The sequence below is a fragment of the Anaerotruncus sp. DFI.9.16 genome (assembly GCF_024461615.1).
Classification (GTDB): Bacteria; Bacillota; Clostridia; order Oscillospirales; family Ruminococcaceae; genus Anaerotruncus; species Anaerotruncus massiliensis.
Genome location: NZ_JANFZX010000006.1, coordinates 36203 through 61862, shown reverse-complemented (window position 1 = coordinate 61862; position 25660 = coordinate 36203). Strand labels below are relative to the sequence as shown.

The following is a 25660-nucleotide window of genomic DNA, read 5'->3' as shown; positions in this document are numbered from 1 at the left end:
CGGCGGGGAAGATAGGAGTGAGTCTATTGCTGCCATTGGAAGGCGTCCGCGTAGTGGATTTGACCAACTTCCTGCCCGGGCCGTTCTGCTCAATGATCCTTTCGGACTTCGGCGCGGAGGTGATCAAGGTGGAACGCCCGCCCAAGGGGGACCCCGCGCGGTACCAGGGCGGGATGTTCACCTCGGCGGGGCGCAATAAAAAGAGCGTCGCGCTGGACCTCAAGAGCGACGAGGGGAAGGAGGCGCTCAGGAAGCTGGTTCTGAACTGCGACGTGCTGATGGAGGGCTTCCGCCCGGGCGTGCTCGACCGGCTCGGCTTCGGCTGGGAGGCGGTGCGGGCGCTCAACGACCGCGCCGTCTACTGCTCGATCTCCGGCTTCGGCCAGACCGGCCCTAACCGCGACCTGGCGGGACACGACGTCAACTACCTCTCGATCGCCGGGGCGCTGAGCATCTCCGGGGACCCGGACGGGCCGCCGGTCGCCGGCGGCGGCGTGCAGGTGGCGGATTTGACCTCCGCCATGTACGCGGCGGTCTCGGTCCTCGCGGCCATCATCAACCGCGGCCGCACGGGGAAGGGGGCCTACCTTGACGTGTCGATGACCGACTGCGTGCTGGCGTTCATGGGGCCGCGCATCCTGGAGTATTTCGACCGGGGGATGCCGCCCAAGGGCACCATGATGGGGCGCAGCGGCTTTGGCGCCTACCGGACCCGGGACGGGAAATACGTCTCGGTCGGCTGCCTGGAGCTCAACTTCTGGCAGCGGCTGTGCGACGCGCTCGGCGACCCGGAGCTCGGAAGGGACCCGAAATACCTCGGCTGGTTCGACCGGATGAAATACCGCGCGGAGATCAACCCGCGCCTCGACGAAAAGTTCCTGCTCAGGGACCGGGACGAATGGATGAAGATCCTGCGGAAGGCGGACGTGCCGGTCACGCCCGTCAACAGGATCGAGGAATTGGAAAACGACCCGCAGTTCGTCAGCCGCGGGATGATAAAACGGGTGAACGGGCAGCCGCTCGTCGCGTTCCCGGTGAAGTTCGAGGGACTCGAGCTCAGGGAGCCGGGCCCCGCGCCCGAACTCGGCGCGGACAACGGCGGGATCCTCGGCGGGCCCGGCCTGTGATCGGAGGGATATGAGGGAGATGCAAAGCAACCTGCCACCCAGAGTGGAAAACAAGAAGGCCCGGGACAAGGTGATGACCGCCAAGGAGGCGGTCAGCCGGTTCGTGCGGGACGGGGACATGATGCTCAGCGGCCTGCAGCACAGCTCGGTCGCGCTCGTGCACGAGATCGCGCGGCAGGGGATGACCGACCTGACCCTGCTGCTCGACAGCGACAGCGGCCTCACCGCCCCGCTGCTCGGGCTCGGGCGGGTCAAAAAGATCATCACCGCCTACTGCGGAGGCGGCAACGCGGGGAACAACTATGTCTTCCGCCGCGCTGCGGAGCAGAAGATTCCACGCGAGGTCGAGATGGAATTCTACAGCAACTACGGCATCGCGCTGATGGCGCTGGCCGGTTCGATGAACGTACCCTTCCTGCCGACCCGTTCGATGATCGGCTCGAGCATCGCGGAGCAGAACCCCCGCATCAGGGTGATCGACGACCCCTACGGCGGCGGAACCCCCGTCGCGCTGGTCCCGGCCGCCCGGCCGGACGTGTGCATCATCCATGTGCACCGGGCCGACAAACTGGGGAATTTACAGTTCTTCGGGCATTTCGGGAACACGGACATCTTCGTGCGCAGCGCGAAATATGTGATCGCGAGCTGCGAGGAGCTGGTCACCACGGATGAGATCCGGCGCACCCCCAACCAGACGATCATCCCGCAGTACAACGTGGACGCGGTCGTCGAGGCGCCCTTCGGCGCGCACTGGTTCGCCTCCAACTACTATTACCACAACGATTTCCCCTTCGGCGCCTACACGCTGGAAAAATGGCGGACGGAGGAGGGCTTCCGGGAGTGGTGCGACAAGTACATCTTCAGCGTGGAGGACTGGGACGGCTACTGCCGGACGGTCGGATACGAGCGGCTGTGGAAGCTCTACCACGCCGAAAAGCGGTTTTTGGCATATGGGGAGGTGCGGTAGCGTGAAAAAGTACGCGAAGGATTATACCCTCAACGAGCTGCTCGTCGTCACCACCGCAAAGGTAATCCACGACTATGAGACCCTGATCGCCGGGGTCGGCATCCCGACGCTGGCGGCGAGCCTCGCGGGGATCACCCACGCCCAAAACATCGTCGTCACCACCGAGTGGGGCACCGTGAACCCCAACCCCCGCCGCCTGATGTTCAGCGTGACCGACACCACGGTCAACGAGCGCGCGGTGGCGCTGCCCGGCTCGCAGGTGATCATGAACGACATGCAGAACGGCCGCCTCGACCTTGGGGTGATCGGCGGCGCGCAGGTGGACCGGTACGGCAACGTGAACTCCACGATGATCCTCGACCGTGAGACGGGCGGCCTCAAAACCATGCTGCCCGGCTCGGGCGGGGCGAACGACATCGCCACCAGCGCGAAACGCACGATCATCATCATGCGCAGCACCAGGCGCTGCTTTGTGGAGAAGGTCGATTACATCACCTCGCCGGGCTACCTTGACGGGCCGGGGTGCCGGGAAAAATACGGGATGCCCGGCGGCGGGCCGGAGATCGTCATCTCCGCCGAGGGGACCTTCCGTTTCGACCCGGAGGCGAAGGAGATGTACCTCGCCACCTATCATCCCGGCGTGTCGGTGGAGGAGATCCGGGAGATGGTGCCCTGGGACCTGAAGGTTTCCCCGGACGTCCGCGAGACCGAGCCGCCCACCGAGGAGGAGATTGAGATTCTGCGCCTGCTCGACCCCTCGGGCATGTATGTCGGCAGCGGCAAGAAGATCCTCAAGGAGGGGGAGCAGGGGAATTTCGGGGTGTTCTTACAGAATATGCTTGACTCGTTTGAGCCGATGGGACGGTTTGTCAAGCGGTACGACTGAAACGGATTGGAAAAGGAGCTGTAACAGCATGATGAATTACTCGTTCTTCCGGCGGAATGCCGAGAAGGTGCGCGCGGAGCTGCGCAAACGCGGCATCGACGTGATGATCCTCACCCACCAGCAGAAGTACTCCTATGTGTCGGGCAACTTCCACAACGACTTCAACCTCGGGAACTGCATCTTCGTCTGGGCCGACCAGGAGCCCACCCTGCTGGTGGCGATCGCGGAGTGGCGCAGGCTCAAATATGAGGGCTACATCAAGGACATCCGCTTCTGGAAATCGCCCTATTCGGGCATGGAGCCGGTCTCCTTCCTCGAGGTCGCCAACCAGATTCTCCACGAGCACGACTGCGAGCAGGCCACCATCGCCGTCGAGCTGCCCTCCATCCCCTACCGCCTCTACCACGACCTCGAGACGGAGTTCCCCAGAGCCACCATTGTCGACGGGGAAAAGATGATCAACGACATCATGATGATCAAGGACGAGGAGGAGCTGGAGATCACCCGCCGGGTTTGCGCGATGGGCGACGCCGCGCAGCAGAAGATCATTGAGTACGCGCGCGTCGGCATCACCGAGGCGGAGCTGATGGGGCACTGCGAGCAGGAGATGCGCCGCCTGGGCGCCACCTGGTATTACACCCCCAACCAGTGCAACTTCGGCGCCCGCATCGGCGGCGGCGACCACCTGCCCTCGGGAAAGATCCTGCGCCGGAACGACGTTTTCTACACCGACTTCCATCCCGTCTGGCACGAGTATCGCACCGACACCTTCCGCACCTGGTGCTTCGGCGAGCCGAGCAGGGAGTTCCGCAAGATGACCGACACCATCGAGGGGATCATCCCAGAGTTGAACGCCAAGCTGGTGCCGGGGGCCTCCACCAAGGAGATCGAGCACTGGTACCATGACCGGCTGGCGCAGGCGGGATACCCGGACAACGGTTCGGTGCCCCTCGGACACGGCATCGGCACGGGCCACCTGCCGCCCTATTTCATGGACGACGAGGACGTGACCCTGAAGCCCAACACGCTTATCTCCGTCAACTCCCACATCTACGACCTCAACGAGGACTTCGCCTTTACGCTCGAGTATATCGTCTGCGTCAAGGAGAGGAAGCTCGAGCTGCTCACCAAATTCCCGCTGGGACTCGTTTGCATCCCGATCAAATAAGAAAAAAGAGCCGGTTTCCACCGGCTCTTTTTTATTTGCGTCGGCCGCGTCCCTCACTGCGCCTTCCGGAATCCGCCTCAAAAGAAGGTCACGGCGGCGTCCAAAAGCATCAGCCCCGCGAGGGAACCGCTCAGGAGGGCGAGGGCCCTGTCGGGCAGCCTGCGCGCCGCTCGCTCCAGCAACGGTTGGAGAAGGTAGAGGAAAACGAGGCCGCCGAGCCCAAACCGGACGCTCGGATTGAGCGCGATCCGCCCCTGAAAATTCAGCGGGTACGCGCGGTAGTCCCACATCCAGCCGCCCGTCGTGAATTCCATGACGTAGCTGCCGATGAGCTCGATCACCGTCGCGATGGCCCCGGCCGCCGCGAAGACGAGCAGGGGCGTGACCGGCAGCTTCCCGATGCGGATGTCGCGGTCCCGCAGCCTTCGCAGGGAGAGGACCAGCACCAGGGCGCCCACCCCGTAGATCGGGCAGTAGGGCCCGAAGAGGACGCCCCGGTTGGAGAAGCCCCACCGGTATACGACGACCTCGAGAAATACCTCGTACAGCCATCCGAGGACGGAATATGACAGGAAGCAGAGAAAATACCGTTCGGCTTTGACCAGCATCCCGGCCCTCCTTTTTTGCGTGCTCCCGCCCCTCCCGGCGGGCGGGGCGGAAGCACGGAAAGATAGTCCCATTATGACAGATTCCGGGCGGGAAGGGAAGCCGCGGAGGAAATTTTCCCAATTGGGGCCCGGCGGACGATTTGGGAGATCTTTCATAAAAAACCGCGTTGACATTCCGCAAAATAAGGTATATATTTATAAGTAACACAGAATTTATCATTTCGAAGCATCAAAAAAATTTGTGACAATTCCATATTGGGCAAACCTGCCTAAAGGCAGGGACGCAAAGCTATAGGGTCTAATGCGTAAGCGATGACAGCCAGTTGCAGCACATCTGCTCCCGGAGCCCGGGGGCGTTGCTTATGTATGACTACGCATTTCATCATTGAAAAATGAGGTGCGTATTTTTTTTTGCAGTATTTTATTAGAGAGGGTAGTTTGTATGAAAACCAAGATGAAAGGGATTCTGGCGCTTCTTACGGCAGTCGTTCTGCTGTGGGGAGGCAGCCTCCCCCTGTTCGCCGCGGACGGGCAGCCCGGGGAAGAGCCGCGTGAAACCGTGGAGGCGGACCCGGTCCCCGACCCGGAGCCCCCTTCCACGGAAGTCCCGGAGACGGGCGGCGCGGAAGAACCCGGCGAACCGGAAACGGATGAAGAGGACCCGCCCGCCGAACTCCCGGGAGATGCGGATTCCGGGGACGGCGGGGAAGAGACGCCGGGAGACGGCGGGCCCGCCGACTCGGTGACGGACCCGGAAGTCCCGGACGAAAGCGGGCGGACGGACCCGCCGGAGGAAACTCCCGGGGACGAGCTCCCCGAAGAGGAACAGCCGGGGGATGAGGACGGACTGGAGCCCGTGGAGGAGGAAGCCGCGGTCGCCGCGCTTTCCGAGGAGGCCGGTCCCGTCCCGGAAATTGACGGGAACCGCGTCTACGCCAACGGGGCCGCCATCACCATCCGCAAGGAGGACGGCGTGTGCTACATCTTCTACGGGACGGACGGGAAGCTGGAGCTTCCCTCTCCCGGAGGCAAAACCGTCTTCGGGGGCGGCAAGAACCGCGACGTCGACGGGGACACCAGCGTCATGCTGGACGGCGTTCCGGTGAGCGCCGTCTATGGCGGCGGTTATTCGGACGGCAGCCATTCCGCCGACGTGAGCGGCGACGCAAATATCGATACCTCCGGGAACATCATCGTGAAGACATGCGGCGGCGGCTACGCGGAGGCCAAAAACGGTGACGCCAGCGCCCGTGTCCTGGGGACGGCGCGCACCGAGAACCGGGCCCGCGGCCCCCTACCGGAGGAGGGCTTCACGAAAGACGGCCATAGCGTCTATGGAGGCGGCTACGCCTATTCCAACAGCAGGAACCGTGCGGACGCCTCGGTCGGCGCCGTCTCCCTGAAGGTCCTGGAGGGGGGCGCGACCCACTTCGTTCGCGGAGGCGGCTACGCGACCGCGACGTCGGGCGGGGCGGCGGTGGCCGACGTGAACGGCCCCATCAGCATGCACCTCACCGGCCTTGACGTGCGGGAGGTCTACAGCGGCGGTTACGCCGACGGAGCATTCGCCTCCGCGACGGCGGAAAGCATCGACTGCACGGTCGGGACCTCCGAGATGATGAACTACGAATGCGGGCAGGCCAGAGAGGGGGACGCCTCCGTATCGGGGACGGCCCGGACGCTGATCGAGGACTGCCCCAATCTTTATGCCTATGTGTTTGGCGGCGGCGACGCCAGCGGCGGGGGCAATGCCTCGATCGGCCGGGTGGAGCTGACCGTTTCGGGCTCGACAGCGCCGGTCGCGGACCAATGGGGAAGTCCCGTCGAAGGGTCGTTTTACGGCGGCGGAACGGCCTCGGGGACGGATTCCGACGCGTCGGTGGGAAGTGTGACCATGCTTCTGGAGGACTCCCTGATTTCAGGCGGCATCTTTGGCGGGGGCAATGCGGGCACCGGCGCGAACGCGGCCGTCGGTTCCGTCGATCTGACCCTGGACCGCGTGAAGGGGGATCATCATCCCGCGGTTTTCCCGGAGGATGAATTTTTCTGCACTGTGATCGGCGGGACCGGCAGCACGGGCGGCAACGCCTCGGTGACGGACCGCTGCGACATCACCGTTTCGGACAGCGAGGTCGAAATGATCCTCGGCGGAAACCTGCAGGGAAGCATGCCTGTCCCGTCGGGGACCGGAAGCGCGTCGCTGACCCTGTACGAAGGAAACAGCCAGATCGTCGGCGTGGCGCATTTCGATACGGTCCGCTTGACCGACCGGCTCGACCTGAAGGGCTTTTTCACAAAGACGGGAACCGACGACGACGCGGTCTCCCTCGAACTTCTCGGAAGCGGCTGGAACAATGGGGACGTCGCCGTCTCCTATGAGGCGGGCGACGAAGAAACGGTTCCCGCGGGGTGGTTTGCCGGCAGCGGATTCGACCTCGGCTTTTCCCGGGAGGGAAACCTGGCCGCCTGGACGATCGGGAACCTCGCCTCGGGGGATGTGATCATCGACTCGGAGATCGCCGACGGCGCGCCGAAGACGGAGCTGCCGCAGGAGCAGGCTTCCCACATCGCCTCGAGCGTCCTGACCGATAGGGAGCAGGAGCAGGTCCAGAACGGCACGACGGTGAAGATCTATCCCAAGGTGGAAAAGACCGCGCTGGACGCCGACGTGGAGGCTGAGCTCACGGGCAGCCTCCAGGGGGAGACGATCGGCGCGAGCCTCGACATCCAGCTCTTCAAAAAGGTCGGCAACGCGGCGCCGCAAGCCGTCCCGGAAACCACCGCGCCGATCCCGCTCGTTATCGAGCTTCCGGAGGACCTGCTCCCGCAGGCGGGCTATGAGCGTGCGTTCACGGTCATCCGCGCGCATGAGCAGCCGGACGGAAGCCTTTCCTACACGCGGCTTCCGGATACGGACAACGACCCGAAAACCGTAACCGTCCTGACCGACCGCTTTTCCCTCTATGTGCTGGCCTACACTGAATCGGAGGAGTCCCGCCCGTCCGGCGGCTCCGGGCATCATTCGTCCGGCTCCGGCTCGGCGGAATCCATCTGGCCGTCCGTCGAGCGGCTGATCCGGTCCGCGCCCGAGGGGCAGACGGTGCGGGTCAACGCGCGGTCGGAACAGACCGTGCCGGCGGGGATCATCCGTCTGCTGAAGGAGCACGGGGTGATCCTGGAGCTCCGCTATCCCGGCGGCGTCCTGGTTTTGGACGGCGCGTCGATGGGGGAGGTCGCGGGGAACAAGGTGTTCTATTCCTTTGACGAGCTGAAGGACGCGGCGGGAACCGCCGCCGCGTCCGCGGAACAGCCTGCCGGGCGGGAAAAGGCAATCCCGAATACCGGAAGATGACAGCGGCGTTTTCATAGAAGGCGCCCGCCATGGGTCTCCCATGGCGGGCGCTTTTTCTTTTTCACAAATAAAAAACACCGGCCAGACCGATGGACTTAAACTGAAGTTGCTTTTTGAAATGAATTGAAATGGGCGGATGTGATAAGCTGGAGAAAACGGGGAGGGGGCCCCTCCCGGAAGGAATGTGGAAGAGACGGATATTCTGGAGAGGGACCGCGCGGGACTTCCTGTCTCGCTGGAGGACCCCGATTACGGGGTCATCAATGAGATCATCCGGGAGGCCGACCGGCTCTCCGCGGAGCTGAATATGGGCTATCACACCCCGGAGCAGGTGCGCGCATGGTTCTCACGGCTCACCGGGACGCCGATCGACGAGACGCTGCGCCTCTGTCCGCCCTTTTACGCGGGGTTCGGGAGGAACATCCGGGTGGGCCGCCGCGTCTTCATCAACGCCGGCTGCACCTTCATGGACCGCGGCGGCATCGAAATCGGGGACGACGCGTTCATCGGGCCGAACGTCAGCCTCATCACGACCAACCACGCGGCCGGCCCGGCGATGCGCAGGTGCACGATTTCGCGGCCCATCCGCCTGCGCGGGAACGTCTGGATCGGTGCGGGCGCGATCGTGCTGCCCGGCGTCACCTTGGGGGAAAACGCGGTCGCCGGCGCGGGCGCGGTGGTGACGAGAGACGTGCCGCCCAACGCCGTGGTGGGCGGGAATCCGGCCCGGCTGATCAAGTTTCTAGGGAAGGCCGGGGAGGCCGACCGGTAGACCGTTCCCCGCGGAGCGCGGACGCGGTTCCCGCCCGGTTCCCTTGACGGGCGGGAAACAATCAAGTATCATGGGAAAGGATATCCGCTTTTCAGCCGCGGAGGAAAGGTCGGGAGGCATTGGAAAATCAGAGAGACGCGCATGTCCGGCGCCATGAGGAGGCCAAGGCCCTCGCCAGCCGCTTGATGCACATGCATTACTGCGACGGCGACGCCGGGGGCGTGGCCTCCTTTTTTGCGCCGCAGTTCACCTGGCTGGGCGCGGGGGAGGAGCAGTACCTCGCCGACCGCGGCGCGGCGGCGGAGATGTTCCGCCGGTTTGGCGGCGCCATCCCCCGCTGCGACATCCGGGACGAGGAATACGACGTGATCGAGCCGGCGCCGGGGGTCTATGTGGTGACGGGGCGGATGTGGATCGCCACCGCGCCCGGCGTGGAGATGTACCTGAAGGTGCACCAGCGGGTGACCTTTGTCTTCCAGGAGACGCCGGACGGCCTGCGCTGCGCGCACATCCACTGCTCCAACCCCTACCAGGAGATGGTGGAGGAGGAGCTCTTCCCCGAAAAGATCGGCCGCCAGTCCTACGACTTCGTACAGGAGCGGCTTGCCGCGCTGGAGGCGCAGACGGTCCAGCAGAACCGCCAGCTGGAAGTGGTCATGAGCTCGATCGCCGGCGGGATGAAGATCAGCCGGGACGACGAGACCTATTCCTTCGCCTTTGTCAGCCGGGAGGCGGCCGCGCTCTTCGGATACACGGTGGAGGAATTCATGGAGGCCAGCGGCGGAAGCGCCGTGGGCGCCGTCTATCCGCCCGACCTCGCGCACGCGCTCGCCGACTGCGCCGAGGCGTTCCGGGACGGCGGGCTCTCCTATTCCACCCGTTACCGGGTGCGCTGCAAGGACGGCAGCCTCAAATGGATCATCGACAGCGGGAAGAAGGCCCGGGACGCGGAAGGCAACTGGATGGTCAACAGCCTCTACCTCGACGTGACCCAGGCCGAGGAGGACTCCCAGCGCCTCCGGGAGCAGACCGCGCTGCTCACCAGCATCTACGACACCGTCCCCTGTGGGATCATCCGCTTCGTCCGCCGCAAAGGCGGGGCGTGCGATCTGATCTCCCTCAACCGGGCGGCGCTCTCCCTGCTGGGATACGAAAGCATGGAGGAGGGCCTGCGCGACTGGCACGGGGGCGTGCTCGGCACGGTGCTGGAGGAGGACCGCGTCATGCTGCGGAAGACCTACCTGCTGCTGCACGAGGTGGGGGACCGCCAGGACCGGGAATACCGCGCGCGCTGGCGCGACGGCTCGGTCCACTGGCTGGAGGGCACCAACATGATCGTCGGCCGCACGGAGGAGGGGGACGCGGTCATCCAGCGCACCGTGGTCGACATTACGCCGCGCAGGGCCCTCCAGCAGCAGCTCGAACAGGAGCAGGAGATGTACCGCGTGGCCATGGAGTCCAGCTCCGACACGCTGTTCGAGTACCTTGTGGATTCCGACACCTTCATCAGCTACGAGCCGCAGCACGGGCAGGGGATCATCCGCCGGGAGATCCGCGACTATTCGCGGAGGCTGCGGGACGAAACGTTCATCCACCCGGAGGACGTGCCGGCCGCGCTCGACAACATCTGCAACGGGCGGGGCGAAATGTTTGAGATGCGGGTCGTCACGCCCGGGGCCGCCCCCGGCGATTACCGCTGGCACCGGGTGAGCAGCCGTCCCATCCTGCGGGAGGGGCGGCTCAGCCGGGTCGTGGGCACGATCCGGGACATCCACAGCATGAAGGAGACGCTTTCGGAAAACAGCGAACGCCTGCACATGAGCCAGTCGGCCCTGCAGGCGATCAGCGGCATGTACGTGAGCATCTTTTACGTCAACCTGACCGCGGACGAGTACTACGCCGTTCGTCTGCCGCAGGCGAGCGACGCGATGGCCTTCCCGCGCACCGGCAGCTTCACCGGGGACCTGTGCGAACGGCTGCTCCCCCATGTGGCGGAGGGCGACCGCCCCCGCGTGGCGCGGCTGTGCGACCGGGAGAGGCTGCTCGGGGCATTTTCGAGTATCAGCGGCCACACGGAGGCGGAGTTCCACCGCACCGCGTCGGACGGCACCGCGTCGCCCTGGCTGCGGCTGGAGATCCACCCGGTTTCGATGGAGGGGGCGGAGACCAGGACCGCCATCGTCACCCTGCGCAACATCAGCGGGGAGAAGCGGCGGGAGCTGGAACGTCAGGCGGAGGACCAGGCGGCCAAGCGGGCGCTGGAGGAGGCGTATGAGGGCGCCCGGCGGGCGAATCACGCCAAGTCGGAGTTTCTCTCCCGGATGAGCCACGACATCCGCACGCCGATGAACGCCATCCTTGGCATGACCTCCATTGCGGAAAAGCAGCTGGGCGACCCGGACAAGCTCGCCGACTGCCTCGGGAAGATCCGCATATCGGGAAATCACCTGCTGGGACTCATCAACGAGGTTCTGGACATGTCCAAAATCGAGTCGGGCAGCGTCAGCCTCAGCGAGAACACCTTCCTGGTCAGCGACACGCTGAACACCGTCATGCAGATCATCCGCTCCGACGCGGAAAGCAAGGAGCAGCAGATCGTCCTGCGCTCCGACCTGCGCCATGACGCGGTCCACGGGGATTTCATGCGGGTCCAGCAGATCTTGCTGAACCTGCTGTCCAACGCGGTGAAATATACCGGGACGGGCGGCCATATCTCCCTGACGGCGGAGGAACGGGTGTCGGGCCGCAGCGGGGTCGGCTGCTTTGAATTCACCGTGGAGGACGACGGCATCGGTATGCCGCCCGAGTTCCTCGATAAGCTCTTCACCCCGTTCGAGCGGGCGAAGGACGCCCGCGTGAGCGGGGTCCAGGGGACGGGGCTGGGCCTTGCCATCACCCACAATCTGGTGCAGATGATGAACGGAACCATCCGGGTGGAGAGCCAGCCGGACAAGGGCAGCCGGTTCGTCGTGACCATCTTCCTCAAGCTGGCGGGGGAGGACGCGCGGGAGGCGGGATCCTGCGCCGGCTCTCCGGTGCGGCAGGGGGAGGCGTTCCCTCCCGGCACGCGGCTTCTTCTGGTGGAGGACAACGACCTCAACCGGGAGATCGCCCGGGAGCTTCTGGGCATGGCCGGGCTGGAGACCGCCTGTGCCGAAAACGGCAGGCAGGCGGTGGACCTCTTCGCCTCCCATCCGCCGGGCGCCTACGCCCTCATCCTGATGGACATCCAGATGCCCGTCATGGACGGCTACGAGGCCACGAAGGCGATCCGGAAGCTGGCCGGCGAGGGGAGGCCGGACGCCGCGGACATCCCCATCATCGCGCTCACGGCCAACGCCTTTGCCGACGACGTCTACCGCGCCCGGCAGGCGGGCATGAACGAGCATGTGACCAAGCCGCTGGAGATCGACCGGCTGCTCGAGACCCTGCACCGCTGGATTGGCTGAACAGGCCGTCCGGAGGATAAAAAAAGGGCCGCGTGAACTTTTGTTCACGCGGCCCTTTTGGGTTTGGGGTCAGAGCGTCTCCCGGTCGGAGAGGAGCAGCAGGCGCAGAAAGCTGCCGGTCAGATAGAGCGCAAAATCGACCTCCGCGGCGTTCGCTGAGTCGTCATGCTTGACGTGCTCGTTGTTGAATTTGGCGTAGTAGGCGAGCAGGGTCGTGAAGAGATTTCGCAGCTCGGCCGACAGCCCCCGGTCGGCCAGCTCGCTCCCGATCAGGGAGAACTGGTTTTCCAGCGACTTTTCGTTCTGGTAGCGCTGCTTGCAGAAGAGTTCGAGCGAGAGCCGCAGGCAGTCGATCGCCTTGCGGGTGCGGTCCCCGTGCAGCAGGAGCCTGAGGGCCTCCCGGTACTGCTCCCGCGCCTTCGGGTAGGCGTCCAGCCAGCCGAGCACGTCGAAGACGAGCGCCCGGTCGAGGAACGGCTCGGTCGCGGGATAGAAGGCGTAGCGGCCGCCTTCCAGCCGGCAGAGCGCCGCGCCGATTCCCGAGAGCTTGAGCGCCTCCGCAATTTTGAGGGCGAGGCGTTTTTTCTGCTTGTCGCCGCGTCCCGGGCTGTCCAGCAGGCGTTCGAGAATTTGCAGCCAGAGATAGAGGTCGGATTCCTCCCGCAGCTCAAACTCCGCTAGGAGGGTATACAGGTTGGAATTCTGGAAGCCGAGGTGGAACGCCTCCTCCCGGTAGCCCTGCCCGAGCATGTCGCAGATATCCATGTAATCCGCCAGGTAGTCTTCGGAGTTCCCGTAATACTCGATCAGCGCGGTGATGCAGCGCATCTGGAACTTCTCATGGCCATCCGTCCCGCCTGCGTCCGGAAAACGCAGCAGGAAGGATTCCCTGCGCTTCATCCGTTCGGAGTGCTCGCCGTCCGCCAAAACCTGCCGTACCTTTCCGCCCATGAAATGCACCCGCCTTTTTGGAAGTTCCTGGTACACAAATCATACCATGCGGGGCCCGCGAATGCAAGCTCCGGCGCGCCGGGATGCGAAGGGGCCCCGCGGGAATTCCGCGGGGCCCCCGGGCTTCAAAACGCCGGTTATTCGCTGAAGTGCCGGTAGAGGAAGTAACCGCCCGTCCCGGCCCCGGCCGCGATGAGCGCGATCACCAGTACGACCGCCCAGGGGGCGAAGCCCTTGCCCGCGGGCTTTTCCTCCGGTTCGTCGACCTCGGGGACCGCCTCGGGGACCGGCTTGGCGGTGACCTGACGGTTGCCCTCTTCCTCCTCGTCGTCCGGTTTGCTCTCCTCCGGCTCCGGCTCGGAGACGGCGCCGCCCGTCGAGCCGCCGGTGCTGCCGCCGCCGTAGTTGACGGGGAGGGTCACCGGCGTGTAATCCTGCGTGCCGCCGCCGGTGACCGGGTTGACCTTGTACTGCTCCTCGTAGGCGTCGTCGTCCCAGTCGTACTCCATCTCGTAGCCGGTGTCGAGGTCGAGCTCGGTGTCGGAGATGATGTAGGTGCCGAGCTGGCGGGTCCGGATGGTCCAGCCCTCGATGGCGTAGGCGTCGTCCGAGTAGGTGAACCGGTCGGTCACGTCCTCCAGGTCGCCGTATTTGTCCACCTGGTAGATGTAGACGTCGCGCGGGTCGGGATGGTAGTCGCTGTCCTCGTCCCACGGGATGCCCAGCGTCAGCCAGGCGCGGGAGGTGCTCGGGATTTCCGGGTTGCCGATGAAGTTGTAGAACCAGAGGTCCGCGTCCACCGGGTCGCCGTAATCGGTGTAGATATCGATGTCCGCCTTGGTGGAGAGGCGCGCGTAGAACGCCTTGGCGTTGTCGTCCGCGTGGTATTCCAGCGCGGCGCGGTCGTCGCCCCACACAAAGGTGTTGTACTCGTTGGATTCGGGGTCGATGTAGATGCGGTCGCCCACGTCCGCGTCCTCGTCCGAACCGCTCTTCTTGGTGTTCTCGATCCACATCGTCAGATCGAGGGTCGCGGTGTCGCCCGCCTGCCAGGGGCCGCCCTTCGAGGCGTCGAGCGTCTTGCGCGCCTTGAAGGTGATGGTTGCGCGGGCCTTTTTCTCCTCGGTGGCGGTCGAATCCTTGAGCACCACCTTGAGGTAGCTGCCGCGGACGCCGTCCTCCTTGAGCCGCTTTTCATCCACCTGGGTGATCGAGCTGATGAGGCTCTTGCCGTCCCCATCCTTGTCGATCGAGAGGCGGAAGAGATCGTCGTCCGCGAGCTGGCTGGCCAGCGCGACGGGGGCGGGGGAGAGGCGGCTGTCGAGCGTCGTGGGCAGGTCGTAGCCGTTTTCCCCGAGCTTGATGTAGAAGGTCTGGCCGGGCGTGACGCCGTCCAGCACCAGCCTGCCCTCGCTGGCGATTGCGCGGATGTGGAAAGCGTCGCCGTCCTTGTCCTCGAGCACCGCGCCCTCCTCGTCCTGCACGGCGATGGGCGCGTGGACCCTTCCGGCGCCGCTGGGCGTGGGCGGGACGGCCGAAACCGTACCGGACAGCGCGAGGTCCCCGTTCACGGAGATCGCCAGCGAGTCGCCCGAACGGAGCGGGGAACCGATGCCGTTGCCGTTATTCTTGACCTGGAGCTGGCTGCCCAGGCTCATGTCCCGTACAGAGAGCGTGACCGTGGGATCTTTGTCCAGCTCGGCGTAGACATAGCCGGCGCCCTTTTCCGAAAGGGCCGTGAAGGTGCTTCCCGTACCGTCGGAGTTCGGGTAGAAGGCGCCGCGCGCCGTGACGGTCGCGTTCTGGATGTCAGCGAGCGTCACCTTCCGGTACTGCGCGAAGACGGGGGTGATCGCGGTGATCGGGTGGTCCATCTTTACGTCCACACTGCTATTGCTGAACTGGTTGTAAGTGGTAACGCCCGTCGTCGCGTCGCCCGCGACCGCGAGGCTTTTGAGGAAGTAGCCGGCCGGCGGGTCCGCCTTGATCGTGACGGTGCTTCCGAGCGCGACCGTACTGCCGTTTGTGACCGCGCCGCCGCCCTCCTTGGCTGTGACGGTGATCGTCCCCTTACCCGAAGCGGGCGCGGTCCAGGTGACCGCCGGGTTGCCCGGGTCGTCCTGGTAGGCGACGGAAAGCGCGGTGATATCGGCTTTCACATGCTCGACCGTGACCTTGTTTTCCCCGGCTTTGGGTGTGTAGTCCTGCGGGGCCGTCTTGCCGTTTCCGGTGACGGTGACCTTTTCAAGCAGGCGTCCCGCTGGCGGCGTCACCTCGATGGTGATGGTACTGCCGTAGGGCACGTCGCCGCCGGTGGAAATGGCGTCGCCCGACTTCACAACGACCGTGCCCGCCGGGGGTTCGGTCCAGCTAATCCTGGGCCGGACCCCGTTCACGGTGGGGGTGATGGCGGTGACCGCCGCCCGGACGAAGGGAATTTTGAAGCTGCCGTCCGCGCCGGAGACGTAGTCCGCCGGAGCCGACCCGCCCTCCTGCGCGACGGTGACCTTCTCGACGGATTTTCCGTCGGGGGCGGAGACGCCGACGATCAGACTGGCGTTGTAGGGAACGGTGAGATCGCCGCTTTTATCAGCGGTCCCGTTTTCCGGTTTAACCTCGACGGTGACGCCGGTTTCCGGGGCGGGGTTCCATTTGACCTGCACGTCGGTCGAGACAAGCACGGCCTCCACCTTGAGGACGCCGCTGAGGATGTCCTCCGCCGTGACCGCGTAACCGAACGCGTTGTCGCCGCTCTTGGCGGCCGCCTTCCCATTGACGGTGACCGACTGGACCGCCTTCCCGGCGTCCGCGGGCATGACGGTGAAGGTGAGGGCGTCGCCCTCCGTCACAGCGTCGGTGTTCTGGAGGGGCGTGCCGCCCCTGCCGACCGCGACCGAAGCGCCCGTGGCGGCGGAGGAATCCACCGTCACCGGCGCGGAGGCGATGAAGGCGGGCTCGATGATGATGCCTTTCAAGTCGTCGGTCTGGACGGTGTAGCTGGCGGTATTGCCGCTGACCGCCGCCGCGCCGCCGTTGACCGTGACGGATTTGAGCTGGTATTTTTCACCGGGCGCGGCGGTGATTGTGAGGGTGTCGCCCTCCTTGAGCGTGAGCGCGCCCGAAAGGACCCCGGAGGCGTCGACTGCGATGCCGTTGACGGCCGTGACCGCACCGCCTGCGGTGGGCTGCTTGACCGTTACGGAGGTTTTGCTGTTATCCGGTGGAATCTTGTTGGAATTCCCGCCCTGCTTCGAGCCTTCGTCGAAATCGGAATCAGTCTTTTCAGCAAAGACGGCCTCGGCGGATACCGCCCCGTTCACCGTGAGGGTATAGGGGGTTTCAGCAATCTGCACGCCGCCGATCAGGAAGTGGCTGAAGGTGTGCGTTTCATCCGCCTGTGCGGTCAGAGTGACCCGCGTACCGGCCGCGACGGGGCCGGAGAGGGGGGTGCCCTCCGGATCGGTCGCGGCGGCGCTGCCGCCCGCGCCCGCCGTGACGGACACGGAATAGGTCTCGGGGGCCTTTTCCGGGAAGGTGGCTGAGACGGTCACGTCGCCGTGCACCTCCATCCCATGGGTGGCGCTCCCGACGTCTGTGCCGTTTATCAGGAGCGCGCCGAAGGTGTGGCTGCCATCGGGCTCGGCGGCGATCGTGATCTTCGCGCCGTCCGCGACGAGTCCGGCGTCGTCGATGCCGCTCACCTGGATGCGGCCGCCGACGGGGGGGGCGACCGTCACCGAATGGGTGACCGGGTTGGCGGTGAAGAGGGCGGAAACGACGGTGTCCTTCGTGACCGTGAAGGTGCAGGGGTTGGCGGTCACCTGCGCGCCGTCCACCAGGAAGTGGGAGAATTCGTAGTTATCATTCGCCGCGGCGGCGAGGGTGACGCTGCCGTTGGCCGCGGCCGTGCCGTTCGCGCCGAGCCCGGACGCGGAGATCGTGCCGCCCGGCGCCTGCCGGACGTCCACGGTGTAGGTCAGAATGTCAAAGCTCGCGTGGATCTGCAAGCCGTTGACGGCCTTGACCGTACCCATTCCGTTCGTGATGACGGGGGCGGGCGTGCCCACGGGCAGGCCGGTCACCGTCAGGGCGCCCAGCGTATGGGAAGCGTCGGGCACGGCGGAAAAAGCCACGTCTACGCCCTCCGGCAGGGTGACCGTGTGGGGCAGGGGCAGGCCGTCGGGTCCCGTCGTGACGGCCTCCGCCGCGGTGTGGGGGGTGCCGTTGATCGTCAGGGTGCCGCCCTCCGCCACGCTGTAGGTGATCGTGACCTTGGGCGTCTCGTCCTCACCTTCGGCGGCGAGCGCCGCGAGGGAGAGATAGCTGCACGAAATCGCAAGCGCGAGCAGCATGGATAGGAGCCGTTTCATAAGCGTTCCTCCCGGTCAGGTTTTGGGGTTGTTGTCAATCCTTGCCTTCTGATTTAATAGTAGCGGATTTGCGGCCGTTTTGTCGCGTCCGATTGTGAACATTTTGTGAATTTTGGGCGATTTCACCAAATTCGGGTCGCGGATGGAAATTTGGGGGTGCGGATTGCGGAATTTTAAATTTCTGCTACAATAAGGAAAACGGAAAAATTGGAACTGCGGGTGGCGAGCGGATGAAACATCGGAAAACAGGATTTCTGCGCAGGCTGGTGCTGACCTATTCGGCCTTCCTGCTGGTATTCATGCTGGTGCTGGTGGGCGCGGCCTACCAGTATGTGGTCAGCGTGAGCGAAAAGACCGCCGCGATCAACCAGACGCAGCTGCTCGACAAGATGGTTTCGCAGGTGGACGCCTACCTCTCGGAGATGGACCAGATGGCCCAGCAGGTCAAATCGGATCCCCGCATCATCAACATCTTCAACCGCCTCCAGCAGGACGCCAGCCGGGAGAACTACTTCGACGTGAACATCATGGACAGCATCGACATCGCCAGCGTGCTGACCTCCCACAACGGCCCGAGCATGCCGATCTGGCGGATCAGCGTCTACAACCAGCATGGGGATTTCATCAGCGCGGGCGCGAGCGTCAACCCCGAGAGCCGGGTCTCCGAGACGCTCTATGAGACCGACGTGGGCGCGCAGATGCGCGAGCTGATCGACGGCCGGGCCGGGTATCTGCTGCTCCCGCCCCAGGAGGACCGCTGGTCGGGCACCTATAAGGCCCGGTACACCTCCCTGCTGCGGCCGATCACCAACTTCTACTCCAAGGAGGTCTACGGCATCGTTGAAATCCAGCAGGGGGTCGACCAGCTCGAGAGCTATCTCGCGCTCGACGTGCTGACCGACACGGTCGTCTTCCTCTTCGACGGGGAGGGCAACCAGATCCTCCCGGCCGGCCGGGCGTACAGCGAGCTGGACGAGCGGGACTACTACGTGACCGCCAAGCTGTCCGACCAGTACGGCTGGCGGGTCGCGCTCGCGCAGGACCGGCGCTCGATGATGCAGCCCTACCGCTCGATGACCGTCTACCTCTTTATCGGCAGCCTCGTGACGATCATACTGCTCATTCTGGCTGTCTACCTCATCTCCAAGCGGATTTCCGCGCCGCTCATCCGGTTGAGCGACGAGGTGCGCAAGATCTCGATCGATTCCATCCAGGCCGACCTCGTCCCCGACGAGAGCATCGACGAGGTGCGGGAGCTCAACGCCGCCTTCCAGTCGATGCTCAAAAAAATGAACGATTCGGTCGCCTGCGAGCAGAAGGCCTACCTGCTCGCGCTCCAGTCGCAGATGAACCCGCATTTCCTCTATAACTCCCTCTCGACGATCAGCAGCATGGCGATCGAGGCGGGGGAGGACCGCATCGCCGACACCTGCGAGCGGATCTCCCAGATGCTGCGCTACAGCAGCTCCTACAGCAGCGGCGGCGCGACGCTCGGCAGCGAGATCGAAAACGTCCGCAACTACCTCGAGCTGATGAAGCTGCGCTATGAGGAGTATTTCGACTACGACCTCTCACTCGACGAGCGGCTCGAGGGGATGGCGATCCCCCGGCTGATCATCCAGCCCATCGTGGAGAACTGTTTCGAGCACGCCTTCAAGCAGGTGGAGCCCCCCTGGCGGGTGAGCATCACCTCGCGCATCGAGGGGGATCGCTGGTGTATCTCAGTGGCGGACAACGGCTCGGGCTTTGCCGACGGGGAGATCGACGAGCTCGAGCGCAAGGTCGCCCAGTACAGCGAGGATCTGCCCGCAAACTACAGCGAGCTCAAAATCGGCGGGCTCGGGCTGGTGAACACGATCATCCGCCTCAAGCTGTCGGCGGGGGAGAGCGTCGGATACCGCATCGCGCGCAATTTCCCGCAGGGCACGACCGTGACGCTCAGCGGCAGGTGGAGCGCGAAGTGACGGCGCGGGCTGTCTTTCCATAACGGACAAAAGGCCCGGTTTCCGGTAAACGGAAACCGGGCCTTTTTGTGTTGTTTTGTGTATCCAAACAGTTCTGAATTGTTCATTTACTAATAAACTGGTGAACATTACAATAAAAACAGAAACAGGTGGAGCAGATTGCAGGAATAGCCGCCAGACAGAAAAGCGAGGTGCGAAAACAATTGGCTATCATCGAGATACGCAATATCAGCAAGTCGTTTCCCGGCGTCAAGGCGCTGTCGGACGTGAGCCTCTCGATCGAAGAGGGAGAGGTCCACGCGATCGTCGGTGAAAACGGCGCGGGGAAATCCACGCTGATGAAGATTCTCGGCGGGATGTACCAGGCGGACAGCGGAGAAATTTTCATCCGCGGCGAGAAACAGGAGATCCATTCGATCCAGGACGCGATGAAGGCGGGGGTCAGCGTCATCTACCAGGAGCTGAACCTGATGCCGGAGCTCACCGTCGCGGAGAACATCTTCGCGTCCGGCCTGCCGGTGCACGGCGTGGTGCTGGACATCCGGACGATGAACGCGCGGGCGCAGGAGCTGATCGACAGCATGAACCTGTCCCTCAAGCCGACCGACATGGTCGGGATGCTCAGCGTCTCTCAGCAGCAGATGGTCGAGATCGCCAAGGCGATCTCCCACGAATCGGACATCATCATCATGGACGAACCGACCGGCGCGCTCAACAACCAGGAGGTCGACGTCCTCTACGCCCTCATCCGGCGGCTCAAGGAGAACGGGAAAACGATCCTCTACATCTCCCACCGCCTCAAGGAGATTTTCGATCTGACCGACCGGGTCTCGATCCTGCGGGACGGCCAGTATGTCGCCACCAAAAGAACCGAAGAGCTCACCCACAACGACCTGGTCAAGCTGATGGTCGGCCGCGAGGTGGACCAGTACTACAAATCCTCCGGGCACGAGCTCGGGGAGACGGTGCTTGAGGTCAAAAACCTCACCCGCGCCGGGATGTTCGAGGACGTGAGCTTCAGCGTGCGCAGCGGCGAGCTGCTCGGCGTGGCGGGACTCATGGGCTGCGGACGGGAGGAGATCGTCAAGGCGATCTACGGCCTCATCCGTCCGGACGGCGGCACGGTGACCCTCGGCGGGCGGCAGCTCCAGATGAAGGGGCCGCTGCAGGCGATCCGGGACGGCATCGGGTTCGTCACCGAGGACCGCAAGAGCGCGGGCATCTTCGCGCTGATGACGGTGCGGGAAAACCTCACGATGAACATCCTGCGGTCGATCTCCCGCTTCGGGCTCATCAGCGACGCGAAGGAGCAGGAGCTGCTTGAAAACTACAAGAAGCGCATGAACATGAAGTTTTCCTCCCCGGCGCAGCGGATCGTCAACCTCTCGGGCGGCAACCAGCAGAAGTTCCTCTTGGCGCGCGCGCTGGCGAGCGACTGCAAGGTGCTAATCATGCTCGAGCCGACGCGCGGCATCGACGTCGGCGCGAAGGCGGAGATCTACGAGCTGCTCGAGGAGCTCGCGAAGTCGGGACTGGCGATCATCGTGGTCTCCTCCGAGCTTCCGGAGATCATCAGCATCTGCCACCGCACGCTGGTCGTCTTCCAGGGCCGGATCACCGGCAACCTCTCAAAGACGGAGATGGACGAGGTCACGATCATGGAGTGCGCGACCGGAACCTCGGAAAGATTGGACGGTGACAGCATATGAACGACAGGACGAAAAGATTTTGGGCGTGGTGGGACCGTTTCGGCATCCTCGCAATCCTGCTGGCCGTGGGGCTGGTCTTCCTCGCCCTCAACCCGAGGATCGTATCGGTATCCAACCTGACCACCGTGCTCTCCCGCTCGGCCACGACGGGCATCGCGGCGGCGGGCATGACCTTCGCCATCTGCGCGGGCGGCTTCGACCTCTCGGTCGGCTCGATCCTCTCGCTGGTCACCTGCGTGGTGGCCATGAACATCGCCAACATCGGCATGTGGCCGAGCATCCTGCTGGCGCTGCTCGTCGGCGTGCTCTGCGGGGTGGTCAACGGGCTCATCATCACAAAATTACATATCCAGACCTTCGTGGCCACGCTGGCCACCCAGCTCGCCTTCAAGGGCGCGGCGCTCGTCTACAGCAACGGCAAGCGGGTGCTCATGTCGAAAAACAAGGAGATCAAGATCTTCTCCACCTCCAGCATCTTCGGCATCCCCGTGCAGGTGATCCTGGTGGTCGCGGTCTTTGTGATCGCCTACCTCGTCTACCGCCACACCCGCTTCGGCGTCAAGACCCGCGCGATCGGCTCCAATGAGGCGGCCGCCCGCGCGAGCGGCATCAACGTCGACCGCACCCTTATCGCGGTCTTCGTCGTCACCGGATTGACCGCGGCCTGCGCGGGCGTGCTCCAGTCGTCGCGGCTCGCCACCGGCAGCGCGATCATCGGGGACGGGTTCGAGCTCGACGCCATCACCTCGGTCATCCTCGGCGGCACGGCGCTCTCGGGCGGCAAGGGGAACATCTGGGGCTCCTTCATCGGGGCGCTGCTCCTCTCGCTCATCCGCAGCGGGCTGAACATTCTGGGCGTCGACGAGGCGTTCCAGAAGCTCGCGATCGCGGTCGTGTTGCTCTTCGCGCTGTCGATCAGCGGAATCAAAATCATTACCCAGGAGGCGGCGAAGTGATGAAAAAGAAATTACAGATCAATTTCGGCGAACTGGGTATCCTCTACGCGCTGCTCATCTTCTGGCTGATCCTCATCGTCTTCAGCCCCAACTTCCGGAACATCTCGGCCTTCCAGAACATCGTTCGCGAGGCCTCCTTCACCGGGATCTGCGGCGTGGGCATGACCTTCGTCATCATCAGCGGCGACCTCGACCTGTCGGTCGCCTCGCAGGTGGCGCTCTGCTCCTGCGTGCTGACCCTGCTGCTCCCGAAGATGGGGGTCTTTCCGTCGGTCATCCTCATCCTGCTGCTCGGCGCGGTGCTCGGGACCTTCAACGGCGTGCTCATCGCGAAGATGAAGATCCCCGCGTTCATCGCGACGCTCGCCATGATGTTCGGCTACCGCGCGCTCGCGCAGATCGTCAACGCCACGCCGGTCGTCGTCGAGAACAGGCTCTTCAAGCTGATGTCGACCAGCTACCTGGCGGGCATCCCGGTGCCCTTCATCGTCATGATCATCTGCGGCGTGATCGGGACCGTCATCCTGCGCAAGACCGCGCTCGGCCGCCACACGCTGGCGATCGGCAACTCCCACGAGGCGGCGCGCATCGCGGGCATCAGCATCCCCCGGACGCAGATCCTCATCTACCTGATGGTCGGCCTCTTCACGGCGGCCGCCTCGATCATGATCACCTCCTATCTCGGCTCCTCCAACTACGGCATGAAGGACGGGTTCGAGTTCACCGTCATCTCGGCGGTCGTGCTGGGCGGCACGGCGCTCGTCGGCGGCAAGGGGAGCATCTTCACCACCGCGGTCGCCGCCATCTTCCTGGCGACCATCAAAAGCGGAATGGACGCCTTCCAGATCCAGAGCTACATGCAGCGCATCATCGAGGGCGTCATCCTGATATTCGCATTTTCCATCAACGGCATCCGCGCCTATGTCAACGACTTTCTGGTCAAGTCCCGCTCCCGCAGGGAACTGGACGAACGGCGGCGCGGAAGCGCGGCGGGCGCCTGAAGCCGCGCAGTTCACCAAGAAGGAGGGATGCGTGCCCGGCGTGACCTGTTCATCCGCAGAAATCAACCGAGAAAACAAAATGAAAAGATTGGGAGATGGATTATTCATGTTAAAGAAGACCCGAATCCTCGCTCTGGTACTCTGTTTTGCGATGGCGATTTCCCTCGCGGCCTGCTCGTCCGACAGCGGCACGGCTCCGGCTCCGAGCACGGCGGCCCCCGCGGCTCCCGCGGCACCCGCCGACGAAGCGCCCGCCGAGACCCCGGCTGAAACCGCCGGCCTCAAATTCGGCTGGTCGGTCTACGACAACCAGCAGGAATTCTTCCAGAGCATGACCGCCGGCGTCGAGGAGAAGGCCGCGGAGATGGGCATCCAGGTCATCCTCCACGACCAGCAGAACGACGAGACCGAGATGGTCAGCGGCGCGACCCGCCTGATCAACGACGAAGGCGTCGACGCGCTCGTGATCTCCCCCTGCAAGCCCGAGGCGCTTAGCTCGATCGTCGAACTCGCCAAGCAGAAGAGCATCCCCGTCATCATCTGCGACATCGGCGACGGCGGCACCGATAAGGACGCCATCATCGTTTCCGATATGTACGGCGGCGGCCGGATGGCCGGCAAATACGCCCTCCAGCTGCTTGAAGCGGCGGGCACCGCCAGCAAGAACTACGCCGTCATCCGCTGCGAGGCTTCTGCGGTCTACGCCGCGCGCCGCCCCGAGGGCTTCAAGGACGTCATGAACGACGCGGGCTACACGATGGTCCAGGAGCTCACCGCCGACAGCGACCAGACCAAGGGCTATGAGGCGATGCAGGACATCCTCGCCGCCAACCCGGACATCGCCGCGGTCTTCGCCGCCAACGATCCGATGGCGCTGGGCGCGATGGAAGCGCTCCAGGAAGCGGGCCGTTCCGACGTGCTCCTCTTCGGCTTCAACGGTGACGCGGGCGCGCTGGAAGCGATCGCTGCCGGCACCATGCAGGGCACCGTCGCGCAGGACCCGAAGGGCATCGGCGCTCTGGGCGTCGAGCTGGCGAACACCCTGTGCACCGGCGGTTCCCTCTCCTATGACGACGCGACCAACAAGGAGATCTTCGCAGCCGTCCAGATGATCGGCAAGGACGGCGAGGTCCTCACCGACCTCACCGCCGACTGATTCTTCGCAGAACACAAAAAGGGATGGGGGCTTCACGCCCCCATCCCTGAACCTGTTTAAGCCCCCGGCCCCAGTGCCGCGATGCCCCTGCCGCCGTTCTTTCGGGCGGCTAGTAGACGGACTTCCATTCGCCGATGTTGTCCGGATCGAACTTGACCGGGTCCCCCAGCAGCAGCTCGGTGCCGCCGTCCTCCGCGTCGACCACCACCCGCAGCCCGAGCCGCCCGGCGGTGAGGTTGTCGCCCTCCCGGCCGGTGATCCGGCCGGTCGCGAGCCCGTCGGCGGCGTAGGCGCTGAGATAGCCGAGGTCGATGGGGTTCCACAGGTACATCCACGGGCAGCTTCCCGATTCGATGTAGGGGGCGATCTCGGAGGGCAGCCCCAGCCCGGTGAAGAGCACGGGGGACTCCTCCTCCTGGAGCGTCTGGCCCACGGCGAGCATCCCCACGACGCTCGGAGAGATGATCACCTTGAGATCGGGGTTTTCCTCGAGCAGCCGCAGCGTCTCCTCACGGGATTTTTCGGGCTCGTCGTCCCCGTAGGCCACGGGCAGCAGCTCAAACTTCGCGTAGACCGACGGATTCTGCTCGATCTCCCGCTGCATCCATTCGATCCACAGGTTCTGGTTGGTGGCCTGCCGCGTGGCCGACAGGACCGCCGCCTTGCCCTCGCCGTCCGCCATCTTGCAGGCGGCCTGGATGAGCACCCGGCCGATCTTTTCGGGGTCGGCCTGCTGGATGTGGAGCATGCGGCTCTCCCTGTTGACGGCCGAGTCGAGCGAGAGAACCGCGATCCCCTCGTCCATCGCGCGCTGGAGGGCGTCCTGCAGCTCGTCCGAGTCGTTGGCCGCGATGACGATCGCGTCCACCTTCCGGTCGATCAGCGCGTCGATGATGTCGATCTGGGCCTGCGCGGTATAGGAGTCGGGGCCCATGCAGAGCGCCTCGGCGCCGAGCTCCCGGCAGGCGGCGGAAAACCCGTCCGCCATGTTCTGCATATAGGGGTTGGATTTTTCCTTGGAGATGATGGCGTAGACGGGCGGCTCGGGGACGGGCAGGGGCGCTTCGGGCGCGGGCTGCGGCGGGGCGCCGCAGCCGCCGAGGAGCAGCGCCAGAAAAAGGGCGCCGAGAGCGCGGAGTTTCATTGGTAAATCCCCCTTAAGATGTCGATGGATAACAGGCTGTCTTTCATTTTCTGGTTATTATTATAGCTTTTGCGCAAGGC

The 25660-nt window shown here is 64.4% G+C and carries 16 protein-coding genes and 1 riboswitch; of the genes, 12 read left to right on the top strand and 4 right to left on the bottom strand.

The window, feature by feature from the left end; all coding sequences use genetic code 11:
* Positions 1 to 26: 26 nt before the first annotated feature.
* From NE609_RS04605 to NE609_RS04590, 4 genes are read left to right on the top strand one after another with little or no spacing between them, the layout of a single operon-like run.
* Entirely contained in the window at positions 27 to 1127 is a 1101-nt protein-coding gene (locus NE609_RS04605) for a CaiB/BaiF CoA-transferase family protein (protein ID WP_256151890.1), read from the top strand.
* 10 nt (positions 1128 to 1137) lie between these two features.
* Positions 1138 to 2094: a CoA transferase subunit A gene (locus tag NE609_RS04600; RefSeq protein WP_256151889.1), complete on the top strand. Its 957-nt coding sequence runs from the start codon at positions 1138 to 1140 to the stop codon at positions 2092 to 2094.
* 1 nt (position 2095) lies between these two features.
* Positions 2096 to 2980: a CoA-transferase gene (locus NE609_RS04595; RefSeq protein WP_256151888.1), complete on the top strand. Its 885-nt coding sequence runs from the start codon at positions 2096 to 2098 to the stop codon at positions 2978 to 2980.
* A 28-nt stretch (positions 2981 to 3008) separates the two neighbouring features.
* On the top strand, positions 3009 to 4148 hold the full coding sequence (locus NE609_RS04590) for a Xaa-Pro peptidase family protein (protein WP_186895812.1): 1140 nt from the start codon (positions 3009 to 3011) through the stop codon (positions 4146 to 4148).
* Between the two features lie 77 nt (positions 4149 to 4225).
* Here the strand turns inward: NE609_RS04590 and NE609_RS04585 are convergent, their stop codons facing one another.
* A complete protein-coding gene (locus tag NE609_RS04585; RefSeq protein ID WP_256151887.1) occupies positions 4226 to 4756 on the bottom strand; it encodes a putative ABC transporter permease in 531 nt (176 codons plus the stop codon).
* Positions 4757 to 5004: 248 nt separating this feature from the next.
* Positions 5005 to 5087: riboswitch (cyclic di-GMP riboswitch) on the top strand.
* A 111-nt stretch (positions 5088 to 5198) separates the two neighbouring features.
* On the opposite strand from NE609_RS04585, the gene NE609_RS04580 reads away from it, so the two are divergent.
* The 3 genes from NE609_RS04580 to NE609_RS04570 all read left to right on the top strand — a co-directional run bounded on the left by NE609_RS04580 (position 5199) and on the right by NE609_RS04570 (position 12329).
* On the top strand, positions 5199 to 8108 hold the full coding sequence (locus tag NE609_RS04580) for a hypothetical protein (protein WP_256151886.1): 2910 nt from the start codon (positions 5199 to 5201) through the stop codon (positions 8106 to 8108).
* Positions 8109 to 8292: 184 nt separating this feature from the next.
* The gene (locus NE609_RS04575) at positions 8293 to 8880 is read left to right on the top strand and encodes a DapH/DapD/GlmU-related protein (protein ID WP_256151885.1); all 588 of its coding nucleotides are present in this window, start codon (positions 8293 to 8295) and stop codon (positions 8878 to 8880) included.
* Positions 8881 to 8999: 119 nt separating this feature from the next.
* The gene (locus NE609_RS04570) at positions 9000 to 12329 is read left to right on the top strand and encodes an ATP-binding protein (RefSeq protein ID WP_256151884.1); all 3330 of its coding nucleotides are present in this window, start codon (positions 9000 to 9002) and stop codon (positions 12327 to 12329) included.
* A gap of 69 nt (positions 12330 to 12398) precedes the next feature.
* Here the strand turns inward: NE609_RS04570 and NE609_RS04565 are convergent, their stop codons facing one another.
* Positions 12399 to 13280: a hypothetical protein gene (locus NE609_RS04565; protein WP_256151883.1), complete on the bottom strand. Its 882-nt coding sequence runs from the start codon at positions 13278 to 13280 to the stop codon at positions 12399 to 12401.
* 137 nt (positions 13281 to 13417) lie between these two features.
* Positions 13418 to 17650, bottom strand: a complete 4233-nt coding sequence (locus tag NE609_RS04560) for a hypothetical protein (RefSeq protein ID WP_256151882.1) — start codon at positions 17648 to 17650, stop codon at positions 13418 to 13420.
* Between the two features lie 230 nt (positions 17651 to 17880).
* On the opposite strand from NE609_RS04560, the gene NE609_RS04555 reads away from it, so the two are divergent.
* The 5 genes from NE609_RS04555 (at position 17881) to NE609_RS04535 (ending at position 24436) form a co-directional block, all read left to right on the top strand.
* Positions 17881 to 19614 carry a sensor histidine kinase gene (locus NE609_RS04555; protein WP_256151881.1) on the top strand — a complete coding sequence of 578 codons (1734 nt, stop codon included), beginning with the start codon at positions 17881 to 17883 and terminating at the stop codon, positions 19612 to 19614.
* A gap of 203 nt (positions 19615 to 19817) precedes the next feature.
* A complete protein-coding gene (locus tag NE609_RS04550; RefSeq protein WP_121586216.1) occupies positions 19818 to 21323 on the top strand; it encodes a sugar ABC transporter ATP-binding protein in 1506 nt (501 codons plus the stop codon).
* On the top strand, positions 21320 to 22279 hold the full coding sequence (locus NE609_RS04545; RefSeq protein WP_101550340.1) for an ABC transporter permease: 960 nt from the start codon (positions 21320 to 21322) through the stop codon (positions 22277 to 22279). The genes NE609_RS04550 and NE609_RS04545 overlap by 4 nt, the downstream gene beginning before the upstream one ends.
* Positions 22279 to 23280, top strand: coding sequence for an ABC transporter permease (locus NE609_RS04540; protein ID WP_256151880.1), 1002 nt, complete (start codon positions 22279 to 22281; stop codon positions 23278 to 23280). Before NE609_RS04545 ends, NE609_RS04540 begins: the two co-directional genes overlap by 1 nt.
* A 106-nt stretch (positions 23281 to 23386) precedes the next feature.
* A complete protein-coding gene (locus NE609_RS04535; RefSeq protein WP_158595566.1) occupies positions 23387 to 24436 on the top strand; it encodes a substrate-binding domain-containing protein in 1050 nt (349 codons plus the stop codon).
* Positions 24437 to 24545: 109 nt separating this feature from the next.
* On the opposite strand, the gene NE609_RS04530 is transcribed toward NE609_RS04535, so the two are convergent.
* Positions 24546 to 25580 (bottom strand): substrate-binding domain-containing protein, encoded by a 1035-nt coding sequence (locus NE609_RS04530; protein ID WP_256151879.1) that lies wholly within the window; start codon positions 25578 to 25580, stop codon positions 24546 to 24548.
* Positions 25581 to 25660: the final 80 nt, after the last annotated feature.